Source organism: Ensifer sp. GW101-20A05 (assembly GCF_059424735.1).
Genome location: NZ_JBWKZT010000018.1, coordinates 85344 through 105557, shown reverse-complemented (window position 1 = coordinate 105557; position 20214 = coordinate 85344). Strand labels below are relative to the sequence as shown.

The 20214-nt window shown below is 63.7% G+C and carries 21 protein-coding genes; 12 read left to right on the top strand and 9 right to left on the bottom strand.

What is annotated here, in order from left to right; translation table 11 throughout:
* Positions 1 to 150 precede the first annotated feature (150 nt).
* Complete coding sequence (locus AC070A_RS29810) at positions 151 to 1167, top strand: FecR family protein (protein WP_058324038.1); 1017 nt, start codon at positions 151 to 153, stop codon at positions 1165 to 1167.
* Positions 1168 to 1369: 202 nt separating this feature from the next.
* Here the strand turns inward: AC070A_RS29810 and AC070A_RS29805 are convergent, their stop codons facing one another.
* Positions 1370 to 3541, bottom strand: a complete 2172-nt coding sequence (locus AC070A_RS29805) for a CHASE2 domain-containing protein (RefSeq protein ID WP_057248809.1) — start codon at positions 3539 to 3541, stop codon at positions 1370 to 1372.
* A gap of 6 nt (positions 3542 to 3547) precedes the next feature.
* Positions 3548 to 5302 (bottom strand): adenylate/guanylate cyclase domain-containing protein, encoded by a 1755-nt coding sequence (locus AC070A_RS29800; protein ID WP_057248810.1) that lies wholly within the window; start codon positions 5300 to 5302, stop codon positions 3548 to 3550.
* 241 nt (positions 5303 to 5543) lie between these two features.
* Between AC070A_RS29800 and AC070A_RS29795 the strand changes: the two genes are divergently transcribed.
* Together AC070A_RS29795 and AC070A_RS29790 are read left to right on the top strand one after the other, a co-directional pair.
* On the top strand, positions 5544 to 6188 hold the full coding sequence (locus AC070A_RS29795; RefSeq protein WP_057248965.1) for an aspartate/glutamate racemase family protein: 645 nt from the start codon (positions 5544 to 5546) through the stop codon (positions 6186 to 6188).
* A gap of 100 nt (positions 6189 to 6288) precedes the next feature.
* Complete coding sequence (locus tag AC070A_RS29790) at positions 6289 to 6804, top strand: GNAT family N-acetyltransferase (protein WP_057248811.1); 516 nt, start codon at positions 6289 to 6291, stop codon at positions 6802 to 6804.
* A gap of 218 nt (positions 6805 to 7022) precedes the next feature.
* Here AC070A_RS29790 and AC070A_RS29785 read toward each other — a convergent pair whose 3' ends face one another.
* On the bottom strand, positions 7023 to 7466 hold the full coding sequence (locus AC070A_RS29785; protein ID WP_057248812.1) for a TIGR02594 family protein: 444 nt from the start codon (positions 7464 to 7466) through the stop codon (positions 7023 to 7025).
* Between the two features lie 485 nt (positions 7467 to 7951).
* Between AC070A_RS29785 and AC070A_RS29780 the strand changes: the two genes are divergently transcribed.
* Positions 7952 to 8305 carry a DMT family protein gene (locus AC070A_RS29780; RefSeq protein WP_057248813.1) on the top strand — a complete coding sequence of 118 codons (354 nt, stop codon included), beginning with the start codon at positions 7952 to 7954 and terminating at the stop codon, positions 8303 to 8305.
* A 104-nt stretch (positions 8306 to 8409) separates the two neighbouring features.
* Here the strand turns inward: AC070A_RS29780 and AC070A_RS29775 are convergent, their stop codons facing one another.
* From AC070A_RS29775 to AC070A_RS29765, 3 genes are all read right to left on the bottom strand, one after another.
* Positions 8410 to 9045, bottom strand: coding sequence for a TerC family protein (locus AC070A_RS29775; RefSeq protein ID WP_057248814.1), 636 nt, complete (start codon positions 9043 to 9045; stop codon positions 8410 to 8412).
* 136 nt (positions 9046 to 9181) lie between these two features.
* Positions 9182 to 9715, bottom strand: coding sequence for a hypothetical protein (locus AC070A_RS29770; RefSeq protein ID WP_210334465.1), 534 nt, complete (start codon positions 9713 to 9715; stop codon positions 9182 to 9184).
* Between the two features lie 68 nt (positions 9716 to 9783).
* Entirely contained in the window at positions 9784 to 10176 is a 393-nt protein-coding gene (locus tag AC070A_RS29765) for an acyl-CoA thioesterase (RefSeq protein WP_057248816.1), read from the bottom strand.
* Between the two features lie 275 nt (positions 10177 to 10451).
* Here AC070A_RS29765 and AC070A_RS29760 point away from each other — a divergent pair, with 275 nt between their 5' ends.
* The 8 genes from AC070A_RS29760 (at position 10452) to AC070A_RS29725 (ending at position 18304) form a co-directional block, all read left to right on the top strand.
* Complete coding sequence (locus AC070A_RS29760) at positions 10452 to 12266, top strand: methyl-accepting chemotaxis protein (protein ID WP_057248817.1); 1815 nt, start codon at positions 10452 to 10454, stop codon at positions 12264 to 12266.
* A 268-nt stretch (positions 12267 to 12534) separates the two neighbouring features.
* Positions 12535 to 13086 (top strand): Kazal-type serine protease inhibitor family protein, encoded by a 552-nt coding sequence (locus AC070A_RS29755; protein ID WP_057248818.1) that lies wholly within the window; start codon positions 12535 to 12537, stop codon positions 13084 to 13086.
* A gap of 320 nt (positions 13087 to 13406) precedes the next feature.
* Complete coding sequence (locus tag AC070A_RS29750) at positions 13407 to 14663, top strand: extensin-like domain-containing protein (protein WP_057248819.1); 1257 nt, start codon at positions 13407 to 13409, stop codon at positions 14661 to 14663.
* 635 nt (positions 14664 to 15298) lie between these two features.
* Positions 15299 to 15631, top strand: coding sequence for an ArsR/SmtB family transcription factor (locus AC070A_RS29745; protein WP_057248820.1), 333 nt, complete (start codon positions 15299 to 15301; stop codon positions 15629 to 15631).
* Positions 15628 to 16035: a YeeE/YedE family protein gene (locus tag AC070A_RS29740; RefSeq protein WP_057248821.1), complete on the top strand. Its 408-nt coding sequence runs from the start codon at positions 15628 to 15630 to the stop codon at positions 16033 to 16035. The genes AC070A_RS29745 and AC070A_RS29740 overlap by 4 nt, the downstream gene beginning before the upstream one ends.
* Complete coding sequence (locus tag AC070A_RS29735; protein ID WP_057248822.1) at positions 16032 to 16514, top strand: YeeE/YedE family protein; 483 nt, start codon at positions 16032 to 16034, stop codon at positions 16512 to 16514. The genes AC070A_RS29740 and AC070A_RS29735 overlap by 4 nt, the downstream gene beginning before the upstream one ends.
* Positions 16515 to 16619: 105 nt before the next feature.
* Positions 16620 to 17546, top strand: coding sequence for an ABC transporter ATP-binding protein (locus tag AC070A_RS29730; RefSeq protein ID WP_057248823.1), 927 nt, complete (start codon positions 16620 to 16622; stop codon positions 17544 to 17546).
* The gene (locus AC070A_RS29725; RefSeq protein ID WP_057248824.1) at positions 17543 to 18304 is read left to right on the top strand and encodes an ABC transporter permease; all 762 of its coding nucleotides are present in this window, start codon (positions 17543 to 17545) and stop codon (positions 18302 to 18304) included. Before AC070A_RS29730 ends, AC070A_RS29725 begins: the two co-directional genes overlap by 4 nt.
* Positions 18305 to 18342: 38 nt before the next feature.
* On the opposite strand, the gene AC070A_RS29720 is transcribed toward AC070A_RS29725, so the two are convergent.
* Genes AC070A_RS29720 through AC070A_RS29710 form a run of 3 tightly spaced genes read right to left on the bottom strand, consistent with a single transcriptional unit; the run spans position 18343 to position 20087 of the window.
* Positions 18343 to 19044, bottom strand: coding sequence for a retropepsin-like aspartic protease family protein (locus AC070A_RS29720; protein WP_057248825.1), 702 nt, complete (start codon positions 19042 to 19044; stop codon positions 18343 to 18345).
* Positions 19041 to 19262, bottom strand: a complete 222-nt coding sequence (locus tag AC070A_RS29715) for a DUF1289 domain-containing protein (protein WP_057248826.1) — start codon at positions 19260 to 19262, stop codon at positions 19041 to 19043. The genes AC070A_RS29720 and AC070A_RS29715 overlap by 4 nt, the downstream gene beginning before the upstream one ends.
* A gap of 36 nt (positions 19263 to 19298) precedes the next feature.
* Positions 19299 to 20087, bottom strand: a complete 789-nt coding sequence (locus tag AC070A_RS29710) for an adenosylcobinamide-GDP ribazoletransferase (protein ID WP_113737273.1) — start codon at positions 20085 to 20087, stop codon at positions 19299 to 19301.
* Positions 20088 to 20214 lie beyond the last annotated feature (127 nt).

Here is a 20214-nt window from a genome sequence, read left to right as displayed (position 1 = left end):
CCGCGCACGCCGCCGATTGCCTCCAATGGCCACGACTGGGCGAGCGGCCATGACCGCCTAACTCTTACGGTTGCGGCATGGCGTTACCCCGATTGGGCGACAAGACATAAATCCCTGTGACGTGATAACAATAGCACTTTGGAGGGTGCCATGTTCTGCTTGCGTGGTGCCGCACTCATCGCGTTTTGTGCCGTGACATTCAGTCCGACCATCGCCGCCGAACCTGTCGGCCAGGCGGTGCAGATTCGCACGTCAGTCAGCGGCGCACGCGGTCCGATCGCGGTCAAGGACCCGGTCTACAAGGACGAACGGATTTCGACATCGAAGTCCGGTCTCGGCCAGTTCGTCTTCCAGGATGGCACCAAGCTTGCGGTCGGCTGGGGCTCGTCGGTGGTCATCGACAAGTTCGTCTATGACGATGCCAAGTCGGTGAAGAAACTGACGATCATGGCCGCGAAGGGCACGTTCCGCTGGATCAGCGGCAAGTCCGGGCACTCCGCCTATCAAATCGTCACGCCGGCCGGCACGATCGGCGTTCGCGGCACCGCCTTCGATTTTTATGTCGGCCGCGACGGCACCACCGCCGTCGTGCTGCTCAGCGGCGCCGCAAGCTTCTGTGGCGCCGGCGGCTGCCGGCAATTGACGCAGCGTTGCGACTGCGTCGTCGCCAAGCCTGGCGGCGGCATCAGCGATCCGAGAAGAGTCAGTCGCAATACATTGAAATCACTAGGCAATGCGCAAGCCCTTCCTTTCCTCTCCGGTGGGCAACGACTGTCCGGAGCGCTGGGCTGGGCGGGGGGGGGCTGCAGCCTTGCGGCGGTGTTCCAGGAGGATCTCGAACGCCAACCGCAAACTGTGCAACCCCCCGCCGTCGAGCAGCGTCAACCAATACCGCTGATACCCAGGACGCAGCGCCAGGAACAAAGGCAGCGGCAGCAGCAGAGCGGACAGAGCCAGCGGCAGCGGCAGGAGCAGCGCCAGGAACAGGGACAAGGACAGGGTAGCCAACGGCAGGAACAGTCCCAGCGGCAGGAGCAGGAACAAGGGCAGGGCCAGGGCAGCCAACGCCAGGAACAGGAACAGCGGCAGGAACAGTCGCAACAGGGCGGTGGAACGCAGCGCCAGGAACAGAGCCAAAGCCAGAGCCAGACCCAAAGCCAGAATTGAGCGCCGACCGTGTGCGCCGCTGACGGCCTGTCGTTTGCCAACGCTTTCGGCGCAGCGTTCACGATGCGTCGGCAACGACCTGTCGCTAGGCACAAGCGGGCCGGCGCTAAACCAACGACAAATCAAAGCTTTGCGAACGATCCGAGAGCCCAGGTCGAGGCGATGTGCCGGGCGGTCGTCTGCGGCTGAGGTCCGGCACGTTTCACTCCGCCGGGCGCTTGGCGTCTTCGACCGGCGTTTCGGCGAAATGCTCCGATCGGCGCGACATCCGGGCGTAGAAGCCGACCAGGCCCGGTGCCAGGGCGGCAGACTTCAGCTTCGCTGCGTTGATGATGCTGCGGCTCGAGGTCGCGCGCGTGCGTAGCACCGAGACGAGCCGGTCATGCAGCAGCCGCAATTCCGCGAAGGCGGGCGAGGCGGCGAGGTTCTCGTCTCCGGCGACCGCGAAAAGCCGGGTTCGCGTCGTCTTTCCCTTGAGGCCCAGGCTTCCCGCATCCAGCAGCGCGCAATTCGGCAATGCCTCAGCCGTTGCTTCCGACACGAGCACGTCGAAGTTGACGTCCTTGCAGGCCGCTTCGATGCGGGCCGCGATGTTGACGGTGTCGCCGACCGCCGAATAGTTGAAGCGGGTTTCGGCACCCATGTTGCCGACGCAGGCGAGCCCGGTATGGATGCCGATGCCGATGCGCACCTCATGGCCGGAGCCGAAACCGAAGGCGTCTTCGGCATTCAGCCGGGCCAGGGTCTCGCGCATGCCGAGCGCGGCGCGAAGTGCCTTTTGCGGATGGTTGACCACATCGACCGGGGCGTTCCAGAAGGCCATGATGGAATCGCCGATGAACTTGTCGAGCGTGCCCTCATTGGCGAGCACATGGCGGCTCAGCGCGTCGAGCAGCGTGTTGAGGAAGGCGACGACCTCGGTCGGCGTCATGCGCTCGCTCATCTCGGTGAAGCTGCGCACGTCGACGAACATCACCGTCAGCTCGCGGTCGTCGCCGCCAAGGCTCAGCGCATTGCGCGTGTGCTCGATGCGATAGAGCAGCGATGGCGAGAGATAGCGCCCAAAAGCCTGGCGGACCTCGCGTCGTTCGCGATCCGTCACCAGGAAGCGATAGGCGGTGGCGGAGAAATGGGTGATCGAGGCGGCGAGGATCGGCGCCAGCGGATCGACGAGCAGCCCGCCATAGTAGAAGGCGAGCCAGGAGGCTGCGAGCCCCAACACCGTGACCGCGAGGCCGCAGACCAGCGCCACCACGGGGCTGACGAAAGTGGTCAACAGCACGAGCAGCGTGCCGGCCAGTGCGATCGAGAGGATTTCGAGCCCGTCGGCCCAGTCTGGACGCGACAGATAGCGGCCGGAGAGGATCTGCTCGACGATCTGGGCATGGATGGAGACGCCGGGCACGTTCTGCCCGAGCGCGGTGGTGCGCACGTCCTGCAGTCCGGCAGCCGACGTGCCGATGAAGACGATGCTGCCTTCGATCGCGGCGCGAACGTCCGGAGAGGAGGCTTCGTCCGTGAGAACCCGCCGGGCGGAAATGTAGCGCTCCGTCGTGTCCGGCGTGACGTAGAGCCAGAGTTCGCCGGTCGAGGTGAGCGGCACGACGAAGTCGCCGATCTTGACGGCGGTGAGCGTGTTGGCGACGTTGGGTGCTGCGGCGAGCACATAGGTCGAGGCGCCCTGCGCCACGCGCAGCGCCTCCAGGGCGAGGCTCGGGTAGAACTGCTGCCCGTCGCTGAGGAACAGCGGTGCGGCCCGCACCACCGCGGAGGAGGAGCCGGGATTGAGGCTGATATGGCCGAGCCCGGCGGCGTTGGCTTCGAGCTGGGGCCGTAGCGGCGTTGCGGCGTGCAGGCGCGGCGGCGCCTCGGCAGCGGTTTCGCCGGTGAAGGCAAAGCCCGCCTTGACCGACGGCAGGTAACTGCCGTCGTTGGTGAGGCCGAAACCGAGCACGACCGGCTTGTCTTGGATCGCCTGGGCAAAGATCTCGTCATTATCGGGCAGGGTTGCGACGAAGGATGGATCGACGCCGCCGACGTCGCGCACGACCGTGCGCGGCGACAGGCGGTCGGGCTCGGCAAAGAGCACGTCGAAGGCAATCGCTGCCGCGCCCATCTCGGTCAGCCGGTTGGTCAAATTCGCCAGGCGGTCGCGCGGCCAGGGCCATTGGCCGAATTCACGCAGCGACGCCTCGTCGATATCGATCACCTTGACCGGCATGGTCTCGAAGCCGCGCGGCGCGATCCGCTGGTATTCGTCGAAGGTGACGTCGCGCGCCTGCCTCAGAAGCTGCGGATCGTTTGCGCGCAGGACCGTGAAGAACGCCACCACTGTGAGGCCGATGAGAACGCCGAACAGCTGGGCTCGTGTCATGGCGGCCTACGGGACGATGGGCAGGCCCGCCTTGACGAGCCCGTCTTTGAAATGTGCGTGGTCGGCAGGGTCGACATAGCCGGTGAAGAAGCGCCAGTAGCGCGGTAAATCGACAGGCGCGTTGGCGACGGCCTCGGGAACGATCCTGCGGGCTTCCTCGTTGCGGTCGAGCTGGCCAAGGCAGGCGAGCAGAATGACCAGGTTGAAATAGGTGCGGCGCAGGAGCAGCGCCCGTTCGGCGTGACGCAGCGCTTCCTCGTAATTGCCGAGGTGGTAGTGGGCGAGAGCGATGCGGTTGAAGAAGAGGTAGGTCAGCGGATCGTGCGGGCTCAGCCTCAGCGCCTTGTGCAGCGGGTCCAATGCCTCGGCGAAACGGCCGATATAGATGCGCGCCCAACCGAGCGCCATGTGAGCGAGCGCAAAATTGGGGTTGAGATCGATCGCCTGTTGCGCTTCCTGGACCGCGGCATGCGGCCGCCGGGCAGCGAAATTGGCGAGGCACATGACATAGTGGCAATAGGGATCGTGATCCTCGATCACGACGGCGCGCGCAGCCTCCGCCGCCAACTCCGCGCTATCCCGGTCAATGTCGTCGCTGAAGCCGAAATAGCAGCGGGCAAACAGCGAGCGGGCCAGCATCATGTGCGCGCGGCCGAATTCGGGGTCGAGGGCGATCGCGCGGCGTTGCCACTCGATCGCGTCGTCGAAGTGCGCGGCGGAGTCCTGCGCATTATGCAGCAGCGTGCCGCGCATGTGGCATTCGTAGGCGTCGAGATTGTCGCTGCCGCGTAGCAGCGCCCGGCGGTTTTCGCCAATCAGGATCTCCGGCTCGATCGCCGCGACCACATGTTGGGTGATCTCATCCTGGATGGCGAAAATGTCGGCGAATTCGCGCTCGTAGCGCTGCGCCCAGAGATGGATGCCGGTTTCCGCCTCGATCAACTGTCCGGTGACGCGCACGCGCGAGCCTGAGCGGCGCACGCTGCCCTCGACGATGTAGCGCACGCCGAGATCGCGGCCGATCTGTTTGACGTCGACGGCGCGGCCCTTGTAGGCGAAAGAGGAGTTGCGGGCGATGACGAAGAACCAGCGGTAGAGCGACAACGCCGTGATGATGTCCTCGGTCAGACCGTCGGCGAAGAAGTCCTGTTCGGGGTCGCCGGACATGTTGACGAAGGGCAGAACGGCGATCGACGGCTTGTCGGGCAGGGCAAGCGGCATGCCGGGCAGATCCGGCCTCACCGGGTCCTCATGCCAGTCGACGCGGTGCACCGGCACCGGGCGCGGCATGTTCTTGAGCGCGCGATCGCCAAGCCGGTGCATGGGAAACTCCAGCTTGCCGACGATCTGGTCGTGCAACGCACCGGAGATGCAGATGTCGGCCGGTTTCGCCACCTGCTGCAGCCGCGCCGCCACATTCACGCCGTCGCCGAGCAGGTTGCCGCCGTCGACCACGACGTCGCCGAGATTGAGGCCGATGCGGAACTCCATGCGCCGCTCCGGCGCGAGGTCGGCGTTTCTCCGCTGCAGGGTCCGCTGGATGGCGACCGCTGCCCGAACCGCCTGCACTGCACTCTGGAATTCCGCGACAAGGCTATCGCCAGCGGCGCCGAAGATGCGCCCGCCATGCTCGGTCACAAGGCTTGAAATCGTTGCACAATAGGTGGCAAGTGTTGCGAGCGCACCTTCCTCGTCAATCGCGACAAGGCGACTGTAGCCAGCGACATCGGCAGCAAGGATCACGGCGAGCTTCCGTTCCAAGAGGGCAGCCCCTCCCGCGGCATCTGGTCAGAAGGAAAATAAGCGTAACTTAAATTAGAAAAGTCGAGAAGCATAAATTGCCCCGATTTGTGTCCATTGCTGGGCCGGAGGCGCAAATAGACGGTTCGCGTGGCCTCTACGACAGATTGTGTCCGGCGACGCTTCCCGGCGTGCGACGATTGTGCAAGTTTCGCAAAGTCAGAACCGCGCCGTCAGGCGTTCGCCATCCAAGGGCCGCCAATTGATCATCTCCTGCCTGCATACGGCCGACAGCAACGTCGCCGTTTTCGAGAATGCTGCGCGCGAACTCGGACTTTCCTCCGCGAACTTGCGCCATACGGTCCGCGCCGATCTGCTGCGCGCGGCGGAGGAAGCGGGCGGCCTGACCGAGGACATCACGCAGCAGACAGCGGCGGTTCTCTCGGCGCTGGCGGCGAAGGCCGACGCCGTGCTGCTCACCTGCTCGACGCTCGGGCCGAGCGTTGTGAGGGCCGGGTTGGGCACTGCCGTCCCGATCCTGCGCGTCGATGCGGCGCTGGCGGAGAAGGCGGCCGCGACCGGCGGCAAGCTGGTAGTGCTTTGCGCGGTGGAAACGACGGTCGCACCCACTACGGCGCTTTTTGCCGACGCGGCGCGCCGTTCCGGCGCTGTCCTCGAGGTTCGTCTGGTCGAGGGTGCGTGGGCGCTGTTCAAGGCGGGAAGCCGTGACGGCTACCTTGCTGCGATCGCCCGGGCGGCAGAAGCGGCCTATGGGGATGGAGCCTCCATCGTTGCGCTGGCCCAGGCGTCCATGGCTGGCGCCGCCGATCATGTCCGCAACGGACCGCGGCCGCTGTCGAGTCCGGCGGCCGGGCTTGAGCAGGCCATGAATATGATCGCCGACTAGCGATATTCCGTTATCCGGCTAATGATTCTCGGGATTTTGAAGGGCGGCAGCGAACTTCGCGCATCCCCTATGACGGCCTGCGCTGTAGGATGCGGTCACTATGACCCTGATTCGACCCACACGTGAAGACGATACAGCTTTGCTGCCCGACATAGAGCGCTCCTCCGGCGCGCTTTTTCGCACCATCCCCGACCTGGCCTGGATTGCCGACGACGATGTCCAGTCCGCGGAAGCTCATGTCGACTTCCTGCGCACCGGCCTGTCCCTGGTGGCCGTCGACGAGCAGGATCGACCGCTCGGCTTCCTTTGTGCCGCGAGCGCAGAGGGCGCGCTGCACATCTGGCAGCTTGCCGTGTTGGAGGAAAGCCAGGGCCGGGGGCTTGGGCGCGCCATGATGCTGGCTGCGATCGCGCATGCGCGCGCCCGTTCGCTTGCCGCGGTAACGCTGACGACGTTCCGCGATCTCAAATGGAACGAGCACTTCTACCGCACACTCGGCTTCGCTACGCTTGCCGGGGACGAACTCGACGCGCGTCTCGCGCAGATCCTTGCAAACGAGGGCGCTCACGGCATTCCGCCAGAGCGGCGCTGTGCAATGCGCCTGACGCTTGTGTGAGGACGCGCGTCAGCGATCCGCCCGATGCGGCGATGCTGATCTCTGGTCCGGGTTGGGCTTTAGGCCCTCCGGCGCAAGGCCTGGTGCGAAGTGGTTCCTCGCCCTTGGCTTGCCGCTCCAGAGCGCCGTGCGTTCAGATGAACGCACTAGGGTCGCTCTAGCACATTGTTTCTAGAGCATCTTTCCGCTTCAAGTGATTCCACTTGAAGCGGGATGCTCTAGCGCCGGACGCCGACGACCTGGCCCCGGGCGAACTGCGAGACCCTGACGCCGCCGGACTGATTGCCGCCGATCAACTGGGCCGTCGACTTCGACATCGCGGACAGGATGCCGACGTGGTAGCCACGACCGGTGCGCACGACGACAATATCGCCGGCGCGCGCATAGGCGAGCTTCACCGGTGCACCGAACCGAAGCCACGAGCGGGCGAAGCCGAAGCTCTGCGGTGGACTGCGGCCGGACTTGCGGGCAACCATGCCCATGAAATGGCCGCACCAGGGGGTACGTGCCGGGTTGATGCCGAGCGCTGCGCGAAGGGTCTTGTTGTTCTTCACCTCGTGCAGGCCTTTGTATTGCTGCGCCTGGGCAAGCATGCCCGCGCTGGCAAGAGATGGCGATAGGAGCGCGACATAGGCAGCCGCAAGAAACGCCAGGACCTTCATGGTCAGGTCTCCTTGACAAGTTGCTGGGTGCGAACGGTCGGGGCGGCCTGGCGATCGCCGGCATGGCACCCGGTTGCTCAACTGTTTCCAATGTTCCCATGGGAAATTTCAGCGGACATGCGCGTGCCCAGCGTCTGATACGCAGCATCGGCGTGTCGGCGAACCGCGCGCAAGGCGCGGAGCCAACTTCACGGCAACCGCCGTTTCGAAGTGTGGTATTCCCCTGCCTGTCCCGTCGGACAGTCGAGCGACATTGCTCATGCGCCAGTACAAAATTGTGGCAAAACCCGTAAAATATTGGGGCATGACTTGCTAAATGACGGAAAAAATGCCGGTTCGTCGTCGATTCGACACCCTGACCTGCAGAAAATCCCGTATCGGCTCGCTCCGAGGCGTCACTTGAGCCAATGGAAGGCCGGCAGGACTTGCGCCCGGACGGGGCTGCGGGGCATCGTCGGAGCATGATTCGCGCCCCGAGGTTCTCTATGTCCTTCACTCTCTCTCCGGCCTATCTCTGGCCGATTCTTCTGCTCCTGTTTTCCAACGTCTTCATGACCTTCGCCTGGTATGGGCATCTGAAATACACGTCGTCACCGCTCTACATGGCGATCGTGGCAAGCTGGGGCATTGCCTTCTTCGAATATTGCCTGGCGGTGCCGGCCAACCGCATCGGCCATCAGGTCTATTCCGCCGCACAGCTGAAGACGATGCAGGAGGTGATCACGCTTCTGGTCTTTGCCGCCTTCTCAGTTTTCTGGCTGAAGGAGTCGATCGGCTGGAACCATCTGGTCGGTTTCGCCCTGATCGCCTTAGGCGCCTCGTTCATCTTCAAGGGCTAACAGGCGTCCGGCCGCTGTAGCGGTTAAGACCGCTGCAAACAAAAAGGCAGGGCCCAAGCCCTGCCTTTTGCATTGTTAACGGTCTGCAGCGCGTCGCGCTGGCGTCAGACCATGGCTGCCACGGCCGGCGCGACGTGCGGCCAGACCTCGACCCAGCCGCGATAGATCATGTCGAGCGCGACATAGAGGATGATTGCGAGGCCGATATAGGCGATCCAGTGATAACGGTTGAGCAGCCGGGCGATGAAACCGGCTGCCACGCCCATCATCGCAATCGAAAGCGCAAGGCCGATAACCAGGATCGTCGGATGTTCGCGGGCGGCGCCTGCGACGGCCAGCACGTTGTCGAGCGACATCGAGATGTCGGCGATGACGATCTGGATGGCCGCCTGCATGAAGGTTTTCTGGGGCGCGTTGCTGCCAGCGCCGCTTTCGCCTGCCGCGTGCGCTGCCTGCTGCTCGCGGATTTCGCGCCACATCTTCCAGCAGACCCACAGCAGCAAAATGCCACCGGCGAGCAAAAGGCCGATGATTTCCAGGAGCTGGACCGTGACGCTGGCGAGCGCGATGCGCAGCACGGTTGCCGCGATGATGCCGACGAGGATGACCTTCTTGCGCTGCTCCGTCGGCAGCCCGGCCGCGGCAAGGCCGATGACGACGGCGTTGTCGCCGGCGAGAACGAGGTCGATGACGATGACTTGCAGAAGCGCTGCCAGACCGGCGGCGGTAAAGATTTCCATGATGCGACAGTCCCCCGACGTGCCATGATGCGAGATTCAAATATGTCTAACGGATAAAGCATCGCCTCGCCTCGGGATCAAGGGGCGAGGTGCACCCCCAGGCGGAAAACCTCCGCAGACGATCCGATCGACGGTCTCAATCCAGCAGGTCGAAGGCCCGATACATCCAGAGAAGCTGATAGGCGACCGCAGCGACAACGAAGGCGGCATGGAAGCGCCGATTCGCCGTCCAGGCGGCGGCGATACAGAAGAGGATATAGGCGGTGTTGCGAGCGGGGTATTCGAGACCGTAGGAGGCAAAATACTGCTTGCCCTTCAGCGCGGTGTCGACGAGGTCGACGGCAAAGGCAAGCGCGAGGAAACCGAAGAACCAGGCACGGCGCGACATGAAATAGTGTTCGTAGTCGCTATAGTCCTCGAGCGTCGTCGGGAACAGCATCACGCAGAGGAAGAAGAAGACGCAGCAATAGAGGATGACGAACAGGTAGACACTGACGTCGATCACGGCCAGCGAATGCAGGTGGAACTCCCACCACCAGAAATGCACGAGGAAGACGAACATGAACAGGACCCAGCCGAGGTGGATCCAGTAGACGCGCGTCTTGCCGGGGTGCTGCACGAAAAGCGCCAGTCCGCTGAGCAGTCTCGCCAGGCTCAGGCTGACGACCATGCCCATGACGGTGCGGATATGCGGGAAGATTTCCGGGTTGGTCGGAACCTGATCCACGGCCGCCGCTCCTATTCCTCCGCCGGCACCGGCTTGGGCTTGCCGTTTTCGTCGAGCGCGACCATGACGAAGATCGCATCCGTCACTTTTTCCATGCGATGCGAAGAGAGATAGCGCTGGGCCCAGGCCTCGACCTTGAGCGTCATCGAGGTGCGGCCGACCTTGACGACATCGGTATAGATGCAGAGCGTGTCGCCGATCTTGACCGGAAGCGCGAAGGCCATCTCCTTGACTGCCGCGGTAACCACACGGCCGCGAGCGCGCTCGGCCGCACGGATACCGCAGGAAAGGTCCATCTGTGCCATCACCCAGCCGCCGAAGATATCGCCGGCCGCATTGGCGTCGCCGGGCATGGCGAGCGTGCGCAAGGTCAGCTCGCCGGTCGGTTTGGTCTGTTCGGTCATGCGGCCTGTCTCCCTGTTGGATGAAAGATGTAACCCGACCGCGCTTGCCGAGGGAAGGCCCGCCGCCGCACAAATGCGGGCAGCATCCCGCCGTGCCGCCACCTTAGACTTTCGAAGGGGTTCTTCAGAAATGTCAAATTTAGGGATCGGTTGTTAGGGGCTTTGCAAAGACCTCTACCTAACCTGCAGGCTCTTGGAGTGCGGCCGGCCATGCCGGCGGCGGCCAGGTTGCGACGGGGCGGCGCCGGGGGCGCCGAAGGGGCAGGGGATTGGCAATGAAGAAATTCAGGATCTCGGCGCGTCTCTACGCGCTGGTGGCATTTGCGCTTTTGACCATGGCAGCAGCGCTGACATTCGGTCTGTTTCAGGCGCAGGACAAGCTCGTCGGCGAGCGCAAGGCGATGCTCGCGGCAATGGACGAGAACGCGATCGCGGTGTTCGACGCCTATCACAAGCAGGAGGTGGCCGGCACGCTTTCGCGTGAGGAGGCGCAGAAGCGCGCGCTCGAGGCAATCAAGGCGATGCGCTACCAGGGCAACGGCTATTTCTGGGTCAACGACATGCATCCGACCATGGTGATGCATCCGATCAAGCCCGAGTTGGACGGCAAAGACCTCACTGAAAACAAGGATCCCAACGGCAAGCACCTCTTCGTCGAGTTCGTAAAGACTGTCGAAAAGAGCGGCCAGGGCTTCGTCGACTATTATTGGCCGAAGCCGGGCGCTGACGCGCCGGTGCTGAAATATTCGCACGTTGCCGGCTTCAAGCCCTGGGGCTGGGTGGTCGGTACCGGCGTCTATGCCGACGACCTAGCGGCGATGTTCCGTGAGCGCGCCTGGCAGGTCGCCGGCATCCTCGCCGCCGCCGCACTCGCCATTCTGATGGCGGCGCTTGCGATCGTGCGCAGCGTCGTCAAGCCGGTCGAGAAGCTGAAGGCGTCGATGCGGGCGATCGCCGATGAGGATCTTTCGTCCGAGGTGCCGGAGACGGACCGCGGCGACGAGATCGGCCAGATGGCCAAGGTGCTGGTGGTGCTGCGCGATTCCGTTCGCGAACGGCTGGAACTGCGTTCACGCGAGGCCGAGCAGCAGGAGCGGCTGAGTTCCGAGCGGCGCGGCAACGAGCAGCGCCAGCGGGCAACGGCGGAAGCGCAAGCGGATGCGATGGAGACCGTCGGTGCCGCGCTCGAGCTCTTGGCAAGCGGCGACCTGACCGCCGAGATCGGCCATATCGCGCCGGAATACGGCAAGCTGAGAGAGGACTTCAACACGGCCGTCGCGGCGCTTCGCGATGTCATCGGCTCCATCTCGCACTCGACCGAGATCGTCACTGCCAGTGCCGGCGACATTTCGGAAGCGGCGAACAATCTCTCGCGCCGGACGGAGCAGCAGGCAGCGGCCCTCGAAGAGACGGCGGCAGCACTTGACGAGATCACCTCGACGGTCCGCCACGCTTCCGAGCGGGCGAACGAGGCGCGCGACATGGTCAACGAGACCAAGGCGAGCGCTGCCAAGTCCGGCGGCATCGTGCGCAATGCCATCGACGCCATGGGGCGGATCGAAGGCTCGTCCGGCCGGATCGGCCAGATCATCGGGGTGATCGACGAGATCGCCTTCCAGACGAACCTGCTGGCGCTCAATGCCGGCGTCGAGGCAGCGCGCGCCGGTGAGGCCGGCCGTGGCTTTGCCGTCGTCGCGCAGGAGGTGCGTGAGTTGGCGCAGCGCTCGGCGGGTGCCGCCAAGGAGATCAAGGAACTGATCGGCGCCTCGGTGCGCGAGGTCGGTGCCGGTGTTCAGCTGGTCCGGTCGACCGGCGAAGCGCTGACGGAGATCGAGACGCTGGTCAATCGGGTCAACGAGCAGGTGGCCTCGATCGCGACCGCCGCACGCGAGCAGGCGACCGGCTTGCAGGAGGTCAATGTCGCCGTCAACAGCATGGACCAGATGACCCAGCAGAACGCCGCGATGGTCGAGGAAACGACTGCCGCAAGCCAGACGCTGGCTGCCGAGAGCCGGGAACTGAAGTCGTTGCTGACGAAGTTCCGGCTGCAGTCCTCGGCATCGCATTCGGCTTACGGCCGCGCCGCCTGATCGCTATAGTCTGGAATCGCACAAGGCCCGCGTGGCGATACCACGCGGGCCTTGTGCGCTGACAAGAAGAAATGTCGCGCGGCTGCAATCGAGCTCCACATCGTTCCGTGATCCGGGCAGTGCCCCCGCAACCTGCGTCCGTGATTGCCGTGCAAAGCAGGCCGCACAGTCTTGACCTTACGATAGCTGCGGATAGATACGCGAGATGCGGGAGGTGTTCGACGGGGCGTCGCTCCGGTTGCTGACCGCCGCTTTAGAGGGGACATCCATGGCACTTCTCAAACTTCTTCTGACGCGCCCGATCGCCGTGCTGATGCTGGCGCTCGGCTTCCTCTCGGCCTGTACGGTGGTCGTCGACGAGCCTCGTCCGGGGCCGAGGCCGACCCGCCCGCCGGTCTGCACGATGGAATATGCGCCCGTGTGCGGCGAGCGTGGCAATCGCATGCGCACCTTCCCTAATTCCTGCCAGGCAAGGGCCGACGGTTTCAATGTGATCCACCGTGGCGAATGCCGTCCGGACTATCGCCCGCCGGATCGCGAACCGCAGGCCTGCACCATGGAGTACAATCCGGTGTGCGGCCAGCGCGGACGGCGCACGCAGACCTTCTCGAACGCCTGCCAGGCGCGCTCGGAGGGCTTCCAGGTGATCGGCCGCGGCGAATGCCGTCGCGACGATGACCGTCCCTCCGAAGGCCAGTTCTGCACCCGCGAATTCGCGCCGGTCTGCGGCCAGCGCGGCGGCCGCGTGCAAACCTTCTCGAACGCCTGCGAGGCTGGCGGTGCTGGCTTCCGAGTCGTGCATCGCGGCGAGTGCCGCTGATATCCAGCGGATCCGTAGCTGAAAACTTGAAGCCCGCGTCTGACGAAGACGCGGGCTTCTTGCTATCGGCGGTCAGTCGGAACGGCAAGCATCCGCACCCTTGATCGCGGGTATCGGACGCAAGGCTTCGTTTACCGTATTTGAATAAAATGCCCCCGAAATCAGGTCTTTCGACAGCTGTGCCCGGTTTGCGACACAGGCGAAAGGCAGCAATTCGAAGTGCTGCAGCGATCCTTGCGTGCCTCTGGGTACGCCGTTGCGGGGGCGGTGGGGTGATGAGTGGTGGTCTTCTGACCGCCCGAAGGAAGGCGCAGTCCGGTATGGCGTATGTTACTCGTCTCCATCGCCCGCTGACGGCACTCGTTCTGACACTATCGCTTGTCGCCTGTTCGACCGACGACGCGCTTTCGCCGCCGGGCCGCATCGATGGCGGCTCCCGGGTCGGTTCGATCGGGCCCGTGCCGGTCGACGCGGTGCCGCAAGACGAGGTGGCGGCCTATCCCGCCGCAACATCGGCTTCGACGGGCAACGGCAATCCGGACTATGTTGCACCGGCGCAGGCGGCGCCTCAACAAACGCGGCGCTCGCTGCCGATGATCGATAGCGACGAGGCGGTTTCCTCCGGCGCGCAGCCGGCGAATGCAGGTTCCACGGCCATTCCCGATGAAGGCGTCAACATGGATGCCATGCTCGGCGTCGAGCAGCCGGTCGTCGGCCTGGCGCAAGAGCAGAGCAACGAGATCGCCGAGGGCAATGCCAGCCAGCCGGTCGTCGACGGCATCGGCGAAGACAATGTGCGCCAGCTCGGCGGGGCGTCCGGAGCTGCGCCAGCGGACGAGGCGAACCTTGGCTACGATCCGGACCTGCCGCCGCTTTCTCCCGAGAAGGCCGCGGCCGAAGAGGCGCAGCGTGCACGCGCCATGGAAGAGCAGCGCGCCATTCAGCGGAGCCAGGAGCCGGAGCAGGTCGCCTTCCTGCCGCGCGTGCGCAATCCGATGTCGACGCCCCACTACACCGGCGAAATGCCGGCTTCCGAGATTGCCTGCCGCCAGCGCCTGAAGAAACTCGGCGTGGTGTTCCGTGATATTCCGCGCATCAGCAACGGGCCGTCCTGCGGCATCGACTACCCGATCGAGCTCAGCGGTCTCTCCGGCGGTATTGGCGTGAAGCCGGCGGTCAAGCTCAATTGCGAGGTGACGGAAGCCTTCGCCAAGTGGGTGAAGTACGAACTCGCGCCGTCGTCCCGCTACCGCTACTGGTCGGGCGTCAAGACGATCAAGCCGCTCGGCGGCTATTCCTGCCGCACGATGAATTCCCGCCGCGGCAATCCGATGTCCGAACATGCGCACGGGAACGCCATCGATGTCGGCAAGTTCGTCTTGAAGAACGGCAAGGAAATCGATGTCCGCAAGAAGGGCTTCTTCGCGTTCCGCGAACGCGGCCTCCTGAAGGCTGTGCGCTCCGATAGCTGCAAATATTTCAACACCGTGCTCGGGCCGGGCAGCGACCCGTTCCACAAGGACCATTTCCACTTCGATCTGAGAACCCGCAAGACCGGCTACCGTCACTGCGACTGACGTGGTGTGCGGGACCTTCCTGCTGGCGGCTGCGAAAATGGCATGCGGCAAAAAAAGAGGCCGGCGGGGAGGCCGGCCCAACAACCGGAGCAAAAGGGGGAGGCTCCGGCGTGCAAATCACGAGCGCGAATCAAAAGGGCGATATCGCGCCGCGCGAGCAAATTGCTCGAAGACCATCACCGTTTCGTGACGAGGGTACGGGATTGGCGACGATTCATTCGCAGATCTTTCGCCGGATAACGGATGATGCCTGCATTTGCGCCGGCGTTTACCCTCCGCCGAAATGCAGTTTCGGGCGTTCGGGCCGGGGGCCCGAAGTGTCGTCGCAGGCTCGTATTTGAGATCACTATACCAGAAGTTTTACCGCTGCCTGAGATAGTCCGGGCGGTTGCCCCAAATATGGCGTTTTCATCCCTGTTGCGGTCTCGTTGTAACGATCTGAATTTTCTATATGATTTGACAGTCAACGGACAGGCCAGGGGGGCTAGGGCTGATCGCGCTGTCTTGTTTCGTCTGGTTTATTAATAAGTAATACGATAATATATTACTTCGTATAACAATCACGGATAGTAGTCGGTAAACCGCAGCAAGCATTGGGGCTCCACTCACTCCTAGGGCAACGACAGGAGGAAGTTATGGGAACTGTTATGCAATTTCCGGGGGTGCGCACGGATATGGCCGTGCACGCTGCCGAAGTTTCGAAAATACTGAGAACTCTCGCCAATCGAAATCGTCTGTTGATCGTGAGTGCTTTGCTGGAGGGTGAGCACTCGGTGGCGGCACTCGAAGAGAGCCTGAGCATTCGCCAGCCGACCCTCTCGCAGCAATTGACGGTGTTGCGTGATGCCGGCATTGTCTCGACCCGTCGGCAGGCCAAGCAAGTGTTCTATCGGCTTAGTCACGACAAGGTGGCGCGTCTGGTTGGCGCGCTCTATCAGATCTTCTGTCGGGATGGTTCCAAAACATGAATGAATACGAGAATGCGCTGGCGGGTGGGCTGTTGATTGGCCTTTCGGCAGCGATCCTGATGGTGGCCAATGGCCGGGTGGCCGGGATCAGCGGTATCGTCGGACGTCTGCTGCAGGGCGCGCAGGTTCCTACCGGCATGTTGTTTGTTTTGGGACTGATGGCGGGGCCGCTGCTTTTTCGCCTCGTCGTCGGCGCCTGGCCGGTGGTGACGGTCACAACCTCTTGGCCGCTTCTGATGGCTGGCGGGCTGCTGGTCGGCTTCGGGTCCCGCATGGGCTCCGGCTGCACCAGCGGCCACGGCGTCGTCGGTCTTGCAAGGCTGTCGCGACGTTCGATTGCGGCGGTTGCGACCTTCATGACCGCGGCGATCGTCACGGTCTTTGTCATGGGCTTGCTTGCATGAACGGAGCCTTCTTTCGCCTCGCGGCGACGCTCGTCTCCGGCCTCGTGTTCGGTTTTGGTCTTTCGCTGTCCGGCATGCTCGATCCGGCACGCGTGCGGGCGTTTCTGGATATCACCGGCAACTGGAACCCGAGCCTTGCCTTCGTGCTCGGCGGCGCCGTCTTTGTTTCCGCGCTCGGTGTCCTGCTGACGCGCCGGCTCAAGCATCCTTTGTTCGACGAAACCTTCCATTTGCCGGACAATCAGGTCATCGACAGGCGACTGATTGTCGGCGCGGCAATCTTCGGCATCGGCTGGGGGCTGGTGGGGCTTTGCCCGGGCCCGGCGCTCGCTTCGCTGTCGCTCGGTTTGCCGCCGACGTTCCTTTTCGTCGCGGCGATGGTTGCGGGCATGCTCATCCATGACCGGCTGGTGGCGCGCAAACCTTCGCAAATGGGCGGCGGCGCGGGGACGGCAGCTCGCCTGTCGCAGCCGCATTGACAAAGCGTCACCTTGTTTTTTCCATCCGGTAGGCTGCAAATCGCAATCAATTGTCCCATATAGGCGAAACCTGCCGACTTTGCCCCCCGCATCCGGATCTGCTTCATGGCGCCTATCGTTTCCGTTTCCAATCTGTCGAAGACCTATGCCTCCGGCTTTCAGGCGCTGAAGGGCGTCAGCCTGGATATCGAGGAAGGCGAGATCCTGGCGCTGCTCGGGCCGAACGGCGCCGGCAAGACGACGCTGATCTCGATCATCTGCGGCATCGTCAATCCGAGCGGCGGAACGGTGACGGTTGGCGGCAATGACGTGGTGCGCGAGTTTCGCGAGACGCGCGCGATGATCGGGCTCGTACCCCAGGAACTGACCACCGACGCCTTCGAAACCGTGTGGAACACGGTCTCCTTCTCCCGCGGCCTGCACGGCAAGAAGCCGAACCCCGCCCATATCGAGAAGGTGCTGAAGGACCTGTCGCTCTGGGACAAGAAGGACAACATGCTGCGCGAACTCTCCGGCGGCATGAAACGGCGCGTGCTGATCGCCAAAGCGCTGTCGCACGAACCGAGGGTCCTCTTCCTCGACGAACCGACAGCCGGCGTCGACGTCAATCTGCGCAAGAGCATGTGGGAGGTCGTCGAGCGGCTGCGCGCTTCCGGCGTCACCATCATCCTGACGACGCATTACATTGAAGAAGCGGAAGAAATCGCCGACCGCATCGGCGTCATCAACGGCGGCAAGATCCTGCTGGTCGAAGACAAGGCGGCACTGATGTCGAAGCTCGGGCGCAAGCAGTTGCGCGTCGATCTCGCCAATCCACTGGATGGCGTTCCCGAAACGCTGTCGAGCTACAATCTGACGCTCGAGGGCGATGGGCACTGTCTGATCTACGATTACGACACGAGCGCTGAACGCACCGGCATTACCACTCTGCTGGCGGCCCTCGCCGAAGCCGGTATCCGGCTCAAGGACATTTCCACGCGGCAGAGCTCGCTGGAAGACATCTTCGTCGAAATTGTGGGGGCAGGGCGATGAATATCGAAGCGATCAAGTCGATCTATTTCTTCGAGATGGCCCGTACCCGGCGCACCCTGCTGCAGAGCGTGGTGTCGCCCGTTATCTCGACCTCGCTCTATTTCATCGTCTTCGGCGCTGCGATCGGCGGGCGCATCCAGGAGATCGACGGCGTTTCCTACGGCGCCTTCATCACGCCCGGCCTGATGATGCTGACGCTCTTGACGCAATGCATCGGCAACGGCTCCTTCGGCATCTATTTCCCGAAATTCACCGGCACGATCTACGAGGTTCTGTCCTCGCCGGTGTCGATGGTCGAGATCGTGCTCGGCTATGTCGGCGCGGCGGCGACCAAGGGGCTGATGATCGGGACGATCATCCTCTTGACGGCCTCGCTGTTCGTCGACCTGACGATCGCGCATCCGTTCGTGATGGTGTTCTTCTTCGTGTTGACGGCCATTTCCTTCAGCCTGTTCGGCTTCATTATCGGCATCTGGGCCAAGGACTTCGAGCAGCTGAACCTGATCCCGATGCTGGTGATCCCGCCGCTCGTCTTCCTCGGCGGCAGCTTCTATTCGGTGAAGATGCTGCCACCCTTCTGGCAGGCGGTCAGTCACTTCAATCCGGTGCTCTATCTGATCAGCGGTTTCCGCTGGAGCTTCTTCGAGGTTTCCGACGTCAACCCGATCTTCAGCGCCGTGATCATCCTCGCCTTCCTGACGGCCTGCATGTCGATCCTCGCCTGGATCTTCCGCACCGGCTACCGGCTCAGAAACTGACGGCAGGCGCCGCTGCGGTTTGTTCTGACGCCTGTGGCTCAGTCGCGCAGGCGCAGCTCGTCGGTGCGCATCTGCAGCATCTCCAGCGTCGACAGGAAACTCATGCCGAGCAGGCTCTGGTCGAGCCGCCCCTTGGCGGCCACGGTCGCGCCGATGTTGCGCCGGGTGATCGGGCCGACGGAGATTTCCTGGAGCATGACGGGTGCGGCCTGGGCCCGGCCGTTCGCCGTCATGACGGTGACGATGTAGCTGAGGTTTTCCGGATCAAGGCCGATCCGCTCGGCATCCTCGTAGGTCAGCGCAATGCTGCTGGCGCCGGTATCGACCAGCATGTTGATGTCCTTGCCGTTGACCGTTGCGCCGGTTTCGAAATGACCGTTCAGCATCTTGTGCAGCACCACTTCCTGCCGGCCTTCGCTGTCGGTGATCACGGTCGCGCGGCCGGGAACGAGGCCGGCGAGCAGGCGATTGCCGAAGCCCTGAAGTTCGAAGCGGTAGACATAGGCCGAGACGAGGGCGAGCGTGATGAGGAGCCAGACGGCGACCTGGCGCAGCCCTTCGCCGAAACGGCGGCGGCTTTGTACGACCCCGGCGCCGATCAACGTGGCGATGGCGCCGAGTGACACCAGTCGGCCGAAATCGTCGTTGGCAAGGCCCATGGTGCGGCCGGCATCGTGGTTGACGATCAGCAGGATGAGGCCAATGGCCAGGATCGAGAGCAGGATGGCGAGACGGGTCATGCTTCTCCGCGTTCCCTCGCCATGCGGCCGCGGCGCGTTTCGCGCCGAGGCTTGCGTTCGACCGTCTCGAGCCGGTCGGGCAGCGTGGTCATGATCGCCCGGCGTTCGGCGTCGGTGTAGAGCGTCCAGCGGCCGATCTCGTCACGCGTGCGGCCGCAGCCGAAACAGTAGCCGGTCTTGTCATCGATGGAACAGACGAGAATGCAGGGAGATTCCATGGCGTTGCCCAGTTTTTCCCGGATTATATCGATCTTTCAAACCGTCAGCGCAAGGGCGCCGAGCACCGCGATTTCCGTGAGCTGCTGCGTGGCACCGATCGTGTCACCGGTATGTCCCCCGATTTTGGCGGCTGCGAGCCGGCCGAAGCCTTTGACAGCGGCAAGGAAGGCGAGGAGCGTTGCGATCAGGCCGAGGGCCGGGACCTTGGCGAAATAGAAGAGCAGCATCGCGGCGAGAAGACCAAAGCCGAGGGCAAAACGGCCAGCGCCCGGCTCCGGCGCGCCGGCGGAAGCCGCAACACCGCCGCTGCGTGCCGGCGGCAGGCTGGACCAGTGCCACACTATGGCGGCGCGGCTGAGCGCTGCGGCGCCAAGGATCGCCATGCCGGCGCCAAGGGGCGTGAACAGCGGCAGGATCGAGGCGAGCGCCGAGACGCGCAGGCCGAAAGAAAGAATGAGAGCGACAGCGGCATAGGTGCCGATGCGGCTGTCCTTCATGATCGCGAGCGCCGCGTCGCGGTCGCGTCCACCGCCGAAGCCGTCGGCGGTATCACCAAGTCCGTCCTCGTGCAGTGCGCCGGTCAGCAGCGCCTGGATGGCGACGACGACGAAGGCGGCAAAAAGCGAACTGACATGCAGTGCGATCATCGCGCTGGCAGCGGCTGCGGAGGGCAGGACTATCACGATGCCGGCAAGCGGGAAGGCGCGCACGGCCCGGTCCAGCCGTCCGTCATATTCGACGAAGTGGCGTCCCGGCATGGGGATACGGCTCAGGAAGCCGATCGAGCGCGCCACGTCGTCACAGAAATCGCCCAGAAAGCCCATGGCTCCTCCAAAGATCCGGCCCTCAGCCGCAATCGCAGATGTCACCGCCGCCCGCAAGTGAGAGTAGTGTGAGCATGCAAAACGTCGTGCGTCGAATCGTCCGTCCGGTGACGGATCATGCTCCGGC

What these genes read in the sequence shown, in the direction of transcription:
- AC070A_RS29745 (WP_057248820.1), top strand. Translation starts at nt 15,299, where the DNA reads ATGGGAACTGTTATGCAATTTCCGGGGGTGCGCACGGATATGGCCGTG.
- AC070A_RS29780 (WP_057248813.1), top strand. Translation starts at nt 7,952, where the DNA reads ATGTCCTTCACTCTCTCTCCGGCCTATCTCTGGCCGATTCTTCTGCTC.
- AC070A_RS29775 (WP_057248814.1), bottom strand. Translation starts at nt 9,045, where the DNA reads ATGGAAATCTTTACCGCCGCCGGTCTGGCAGCGCTTCTGCAAGTCATC.
- AC070A_RS29730 (WP_057248823.1), top strand. Translation starts at nt 16,620, where the DNA reads ATGGCGCCTATCGTTTCCGTTTCCAATCTGTCGAAGACCTATGCCTCC.
- AC070A_RS29715 (WP_057248826.1), bottom strand. Translation starts at nt 19,262, where the DNA reads ATGGAATCTCCCTGCATTCTCGTCTGTTCCATCGATGACAAGACCGGC.
- AC070A_RS29735 (WP_057248822.1), top strand. Translation starts at nt 16,032, where the DNA reads ATGAACGGAGCCTTCTTTCGCCTCGCGGCGACGCTCGTCTCCGGCCTC.
- AC070A_RS29805 (WP_057248809.1), bottom strand. Translation starts at nt 3,541, where the DNA reads ATGACACGAGCCCAGCTGTTCGGCGTTCTCATCGGCCTCACAGTGGTG.
- AC070A_RS29810 (WP_058324038.1), top strand. Translation starts at nt 151, where the DNA reads ATGTTCTGCTTGCGTGGTGCCGCACTCATCGCGTTTTGTGCCGTGACA.
- AC070A_RS29750 (WP_057248819.1), top strand. Translation starts at nt 13,407, where the DNA reads ATGGCGTATGTTACTCGTCTCCATCGCCCGCTGACGGCACTCGTTCTG.
- AC070A_RS29770 (WP_210334465.1), bottom strand. Translation starts at nt 9,715, where the DNA reads ATGGTCGTCAGCCTGAGCCTGGCGAGACTGCTCAGCGGACTGGCGCTT.
- AC070A_RS29790 (WP_057248811.1), top strand. Translation starts at nt 6,289, where the DNA reads ATGACCCTGATTCGACCCACACGTGAAGACGATACAGCTTTGCTGCCC.
- AC070A_RS29725 (WP_057248824.1), top strand. Translation starts at nt 17,543, where the DNA reads ATGAATATCGAAGCGATCAAGTCGATCTATTTCTTCGAGATGGCCCGT.
- AC070A_RS29785 (WP_057248812.1), bottom strand. Translation starts at nt 7,466, where the DNA reads ATGAAGGTCCTGGCGTTTCTTGCGGCTGCCTATGTCGCGCTCCTATCG.
- AC070A_RS29760 (WP_057248817.1), top strand. Translation starts at nt 10,452, where the DNA reads ATGAAGAAATTCAGGATCTCGGCGCGTCTCTACGCGCTGGTGGCATTT.
- AC070A_RS29740 (WP_057248821.1), top strand. Translation starts at nt 15,628, where the DNA reads ATGAATGAATACGAGAATGCGCTGGCGGGTGGGCTGTTGATTGGCCTT.
- AC070A_RS29720 (WP_057248825.1), bottom strand. Translation starts at nt 19,044, where the DNA reads ATGACCCGTCTCGCCATCCTGCTCTCGATCCTGGCCATTGGCCTCATC.
- AC070A_RS29710 (WP_113737273.1), bottom strand. Translation starts at nt 20,087, where the DNA reads ATGGGCTTTCTGGGCGATTTCTGTGACGACGTGGCGCGCTCGATCGGC.
- AC070A_RS29755 (WP_057248818.1), top strand. Translation starts at nt 12,535, where the DNA reads ATGGCACTTCTCAAACTTCTTCTGACGCGCCCGATCGCCGTGCTGATG.
- AC070A_RS29765 (WP_057248816.1), bottom strand. Translation starts at nt 10,176, where the DNA reads ATGACCGAACAGACCAAACCGACCGGCGAGCTGACCTTGCGCACGCTC.